Origin of the sequence: Corynebacterium sp. HMSC078H07, assembly GCF_001812805.1 — a bacterium.
Classification (GTDB): Bacteria; Actinomycetota; Actinomycetes; order Mycobacteriales; family Mycobacteriaceae; genus Corynebacterium.
In genome coordinates, this window is record NZ_KV810453.1 from 1 (window position 1) to 4689 (window position 4689).

Annotated in this window: 7 protein-coding genes; 5 read left to right on the forward strand and 2 right to left on the reverse strand. The window is 54.1% G+C overall.

All coding sequences use genetic code 11. The features are described from left to right. Positions 1 to 418 precede the first annotated feature (418 nt). Positions 419 to 1654 carry a dicarboxylate/amino acid:cation symporter gene (locus tag HMPREF2875_RS02640; protein ID WP_070669977.1) on the reverse strand — a complete coding sequence of 412 codons (1236 nt, stop codon included), beginning with the start codon at positions 1652 to 1654 and terminating at the stop codon, positions 419 to 421. 158 nt (positions 1655 to 1812) lie between these two features. Here HMPREF2875_RS02640 and HMPREF2875_RS02645 point away from each other — a divergent pair, with 158 nt between their 5' ends. The 5 genes from HMPREF2875_RS02645 to HMPREF2875_RS02665 all read left to right on the forward strand — a co-directional run bounded on the left by HMPREF2875_RS02645 (position 1813) and on the right by HMPREF2875_RS02665 (position 4434). After that, complete coding sequence (locus HMPREF2875_RS02645; RefSeq protein ID WP_070669979.1) at positions 1813 to 2277, forward strand: SdpI family protein; 465 nt, start codon at positions 1813 to 1815, stop codon at positions 2275 to 2277. Between the two features lie 216 nt (positions 2278 to 2493). After that, complete coding sequence (locus HMPREF2875_RS02650) at positions 2494 to 2724, forward strand: hypothetical protein (protein WP_141754551.1); 231 nt, start codon at positions 2494 to 2496, stop codon at positions 2722 to 2724. 10 nt (positions 2725 to 2734) lie between these two features. Beyond that, a complete protein-coding gene (locus tag HMPREF2875_RS02655; RefSeq protein WP_070669984.1) occupies positions 2735 to 3106 on the forward strand; it encodes a Rieske (2Fe-2S) protein in 372 nt (123 codons plus the stop codon). A gap of 53 nt (positions 3107 to 3159) precedes the next feature. Continuing rightward, positions 3160 to 4119 carry a bile acid:sodium symporter family protein gene (locus tag HMPREF2875_RS02660; protein WP_070669986.1) on the forward strand — a complete coding sequence of 320 codons (960 nt, stop codon included), beginning with the start codon at positions 3160 to 3162 and terminating at the stop codon, positions 4117 to 4119. A 6-nt stretch (positions 4120 to 4125) separates the two neighbouring features. Further along, positions 4126 to 4434, forward strand: coding sequence for a hypothetical protein (locus tag HMPREF2875_RS02665; RefSeq protein ID WP_070669988.1), 309 nt, complete (start codon positions 4126 to 4128; stop codon positions 4432 to 4434). On the opposite strand, the gene HMPREF2875_RS02670 is transcribed toward HMPREF2875_RS02665, so the two are convergent. Continuing rightward, a partial coding sequence (locus HMPREF2875_RS02670; protein WP_083311826.1) for a branched-chain amino acid transporter permease occupies positions 4431 to 4689 on the reverse strand: 259 nt, incomplete at its 5' end. The genes HMPREF2875_RS02665 and HMPREF2875_RS02670 overlap by 4 nt on opposite strands.

Consider the following 4689-nt stretch of genomic DNA (forward strand, 5'->3'; position numbering starts at 1 on the left):
TGAGAAAAATACGCCAACGGAACAGAAGAAGAAGTAGTTGTGGTTGCCACCATGGTGACACCCCCCTTAAACACTAGAAAATACGAACATGCTTTCTAGCCACCACACTACCCAAACACCCCAACACCACACCAGACCCCATAACACACCACCACAACTAGACCAAAACAACACACCCATTCGAACACACTCTTGCCAACACCACATATAGACGGCGAATTATCAAACACCCCACATCACAATGTGACAAACACCACACAATAACGGCCAGAAACGAGGTCAGAGAAGGCGTCGCTAAGCACTGCGTTGACTGCACCATCGAGCAAACCCAGAATTCTCGACGGAGCTTCACGGTTAGGCGGGAAAACGAGTGAACCCCCAACCCGGCAGGGAAGGGGGTGGAAGTTTCACGTGAAACTTAAGAAGTTGCGACCTCTCCGTCGGCGGCCTTAGGCTCCGAATCAGAGTCGATGCCGTCGATCTTGTCGCGAGCGAAACGGTCGACAATCATGGCAATAGCGCCATCGCCGGTGACGTTTGCCGCGGTACCAACGGAATCGATGGCGATGTATGCAGCAATCATCAGCGCCACCATGGAATCGTCGAAGCCCATATTGGACTGCAAGAGGCCAACCGCCACCATCACAGCACCGCCAGGAACGCCCGGAGCGGCAATCATCATGATCCCCAGCAGCAGAATGAAGCTCAAAGCCTTTCCGAGATCTCCCTCCATATCTGGAGACATGAAGACAATAGCGAAGGCATACAAAGTCAATTTCATCATGGAGCCAGACAAGTGGATCGTGGCACAGAGCGGAATGACGAAACCGGCGACTGGCTTGGAAATGCCGTTCTTCAGAGCGGAATCAAGAGAAACCGGAATGGTCGCGGCGGAAGACGAAGTGCCCAACGCAGTGAAGTAGGCGGGCGCCATATTCTTCATTGCTGTAAACGGATTCTTTCCGGCAATAGCACCGGCAACCAGATACTGAAAAACCAAGTAGACCAGAGTCATGACCACTGAAAGGAGGAGAACCTTGGCGAAAGCAGCCATTACCGTGCCAATGTTGCCGTTCATACCGAGTGTCAGGAAGATACCGAAGATGTAGATCGGCAAGAGCGGAATAACGAAACCCCAGATAACCTTGATAACGACTCCTTCAAACTCCTTCGAAAGGGCGTAGAGGTTGTCGGACTTGACCGTTGTCATGGCCACGCCGACGCAGAAGGAGAGAAGTAACGCCGTCATCACCTCAAAAGGTGCCGGCATTAATACCTCAAAGTATGGTTTGAGGGCACCCTCATCAATATCGGCAACATCGGTATTGAGCGTTTGGCCCTTGAGCATGACTGGGTACAGGACCTGGGTAAGCCCATAGGCCACCAAGCCGGAAACAATGGTGGAACCGTAGGAAATGCCTGCGGTGATGCCCAGCCACTTACCTGCGCCGCGGCCAAGACCGGCAATGGCTGGTGCCACGAGGGCAAAAATCAAAACTGGGATAAAGAAGCCCAAGAAATTTGAAAACAGCCCGTTGAACGTCGCGAAGGTTCTACCGAACCATTCGGGAGCAAACTGGCTTGCAATGATGCCCAAGATAATCGCGACAATGATCTTGAACAACAGAGAGTTGAGAACACTCTTGAATGACATGATTGATTCTTTTCTATGGTTGGAACCACGTGGATTTCCATCGCTGGGTAATAAAAGCTTTATTATCTACCGAGCGACACGAAATGTATATTACAGGAGCAATCTCATAATTTGAACCGGCTTTCTCGCCGGGCAGCGGGAGAGATAGACTAGTGCACATGCTCGTAGTCGGAATCCTCTTCTTCATCCTCGCCGCAGTTTTTGTGATCGTGGGCGGTCTCGCTTCATTGCGCAAGCTTCCAGGCAATAGTGTCGTCGGTCTTCGCCTGGCAGAAATCCGAAAGAGTAGGGAGGCATGGGATAACGCGCACGCGGTTGCCGGTCCTTTCTGGGCACTGGGTGGTGTCGCGCTTATCTTTGGAGGCTTCGTAGCTCTGCGGGCAGAAGGCTGGATGTGGCTTATCCCAGCCGCAACATTCATCGTTGCGGTATTACTGTTGTCCATCGGCTCTAACATGGGCGCCCGCGCGGCCTACCTGTGGGACCAAGCGCACAAGGAAGACGAAGGCTGCGGGGATTCCTGCAACTGTGGCGATGACGGATGTGGGGATGACACACCGCCGGCTGTCGACGTCTCCGCGGTCCGCGCAGCTGCCAAACACTCCGATGGCGCAGGCAAATAATTACAACACTGTGACGTAATGTGTCCACCCATGCCAATAGGCCATTTTACGTCATAACGAAATCATAGTTGGACCCTCCTGATGGTAGGTACAATCCATCATTGATGAGGGTCCGTTTTCTTACATCTGGGCGTTAGCTGTCAACTTAGCCACAAGTGAGTGGGAGACTGGGCCTAGTACGTGACAGTGGTAGGGTTGCAGAGGACGATGGTCTTCATGACTAACACTAAGCGAAACAAGACCCTTCAGATTGTCGCCGCAGCGGCATTGAGCCTCACCGCCTTGGGCGCCGGTGCCTCCTACGCTATGGCCGCCGATACACGCGGCACAAAGACGGTAGCGCAAGCCGGAACAATCTACAGCGATGTGGGAACCTCATACGGCTCTTATGACTTTAGCGGTAGCACCGAACGCGAGCTTCCTGTGTGGGAGGGTGAGATCGGATAGAGTAGGGCCCATGACTACGTGTTCTCGTCGCCTGTTCCTCCTTGGCACCGCCACCACCTTTGCAGGCGCATACCTCGCAGCCTGCGGCAAGGAGCCTTCGGCTGAAATCGCCGCCACAGAGATTCCAGTTGGTTCTGCCATTATCGTCGACAAGGTGATCTTCGCTCAGCCGACCGAAGGCGAGTTTAAGGCCTATTCCCAGACCTGCCCACACCAGCAATCCCTCATTACCAAGATTGAGGGACTGACGGCGACGTGCACGAGCCACTATTCAAGCTTTGACCTGGCTACCGGTGAAGTCACTGGCGGCCCAAGCCCCAAGCCACTCACGGAGTACGGCGTTGAAAACGACGGCGGAACGGTAAGGAACGTCAGCAGCTAACGTCGTGACAGCGTTTCACGTGAAACATATGAGGGACGTCTACACTCTGATATATGCTTGAGCGCCTCAAAAACCTCGACCCCCTCATACTTCTCATCCTCTGCGCCGTCGCCATTGCGATCGTGTTCCCAGCCCGTGGTGAATTCGCAGACGCCTTCGACGTCCTTACTAATATCGGCATCGCGCTCCTCTTCTTTCTGTACGGAGCGCGACTCTCTACGCGCGAGGCGATTAATGGCATCAAGCACTGGAAACTGCATCTCACCATCCTCGCGTTTACCTTTGCTGTATATCCCCTTATCGGTCTCGCCCTGAGACCTCTCACGGTCTTCATACCCAACGACCTCTATTTGGGCATCCTGTACCTCACGCTTGTGCCATCAACCGTGCAGTCCTCCGTGGCATTCACGTCCGTTGCAAAGGGTAACGTCGCTGGCGCAATCGTGTCAGCATCGGCGTCGAACTTGGCGGGCGTCATCCTCACCCCGCTCCTCGTTATGGCACTCATGGGTGCGGGAAATGGAATCCACATCGACAGCTCGGTCTTCCTCGAGATCTCAGTACTCTTGCTCCTGCCTTTCGCACTGGGCCAGATCACGCGCAGGTGGGTCGGCACGCTCGCCGCAAGTAAGGCCACAAAAGTGGTGGACCGAGGTTCCATCGCCATGGTCGTCTACGCAGCCTTTTCAAAAGGAATGGTAGATGGCATTTGGTCGCAGATTAGCGTCTGGCAAATCCTCTTCCAGATTCTCTTCTCTACAGTCTTCGTGTTCTTCATGCTTTGGCTCACCAAGGCCATAAGCACAAAACTCGGGTTTAGCCGGGAAGACACTATTGCCATCCAGTTCTGTGGATCGAAGAAGTCTCTTGCCACGGGCCTGCCGATGGCCTCGGTTATTTTTGCCTCCGGCAGCACGTCGCTGGGACTGCTCATCCTCCCGCTCATGATTTACCACCAGGTTCAGCTCATGATCTGCGCGTCTGTGGCGTCGCGCTATGCGCGGGTAGAGTGAGGCACCATGAAAACTCTCTACGTTAGAACGACCATGACCCTCCCGGAGGTCGGAACAGCCATCCACATTGCGGAAATGCAGGAAATTAGTGACTCCGCCTGTTCCATGCAGCGCATCATAGCGCTCGCGCCGGATGACTCCATCGTGGGAGCAGCGACCCCGCATGCGTCGGTAGGCAATGCCGATGTTCCGCAGCAGGTAGTTCCACACCCCAACACCTACGATGAGTTTCCGGATATTGAAGCGGAGTTTGTCAGTGCTCTCCAATTCCATTCCTTGTGGACGGAAGCTACCGCCCTCTACGGCGAGGTTTAGAAGACCACGTTCACAAGGAGCATGTAGAACGCGGTACCACCGAAAATGGAAAGACCGGAGTTTCGGCGCCACAGGTGAAGACCCGCGGTAAAAGCAGCAGCGGCAAGGGGAGCGATGAAGCTTCCCAAGTCACGGGATGCACCAAATAAGGTATAGACCACCAAAACGGTCATTACGCCTACTGGCATTGTGAACCCCAGCATGGAAATGAACTGGCTTCCCTTGAGGGCTTTGACAAAGGCGAAGGGCAACCAG

What these genes read in the sequence shown, in the direction of transcription:
- HMPREF2875_RS02645 (WP_070669979.1), top strand. Translation starts at nt 1,813, where the DNA reads ATGCTCGTAGTCGGAATCCTCTTCTTCATCCTCGCCGCAGTTTTTGTG.
- HMPREF2875_RS02665 (WP_070669988.1), top strand. Translation starts at nt 4,126, where the DNA reads ATGAAAACTCTCTACGTTAGAACGACCATGACCCTCCCGGAGGTCGGA.
- HMPREF2875_RS02660 (WP_070669986.1), top strand. Translation starts at nt 3,160, where the DNA reads ATGCTTGAGCGCCTCAAAAACCTCGACCCCCTCATACTTCTCATCCTC.
- HMPREF2875_RS02655 (WP_070669984.1), top strand. Translation starts at nt 2,735, where the DNA reads ATGACTACGTGTTCTCGTCGCCTGTTCCTCCTTGGCACCGCCACCACC.
- HMPREF2875_RS02640 (WP_070669977.1), bottom strand. Translation starts at nt 1,654, where the DNA reads ATGTCATTCAAGAGTGTTCTCAACTCTCTGTTGTTCAAGATCATTGTC.
- HMPREF2875_RS02650 (WP_141754551.1), top strand. Translation starts at nt 2,494, where the DNA reads ATGACTAACACTAAGCGAAACAAGACCCTTCAGATTGTCGCCGCAGCG.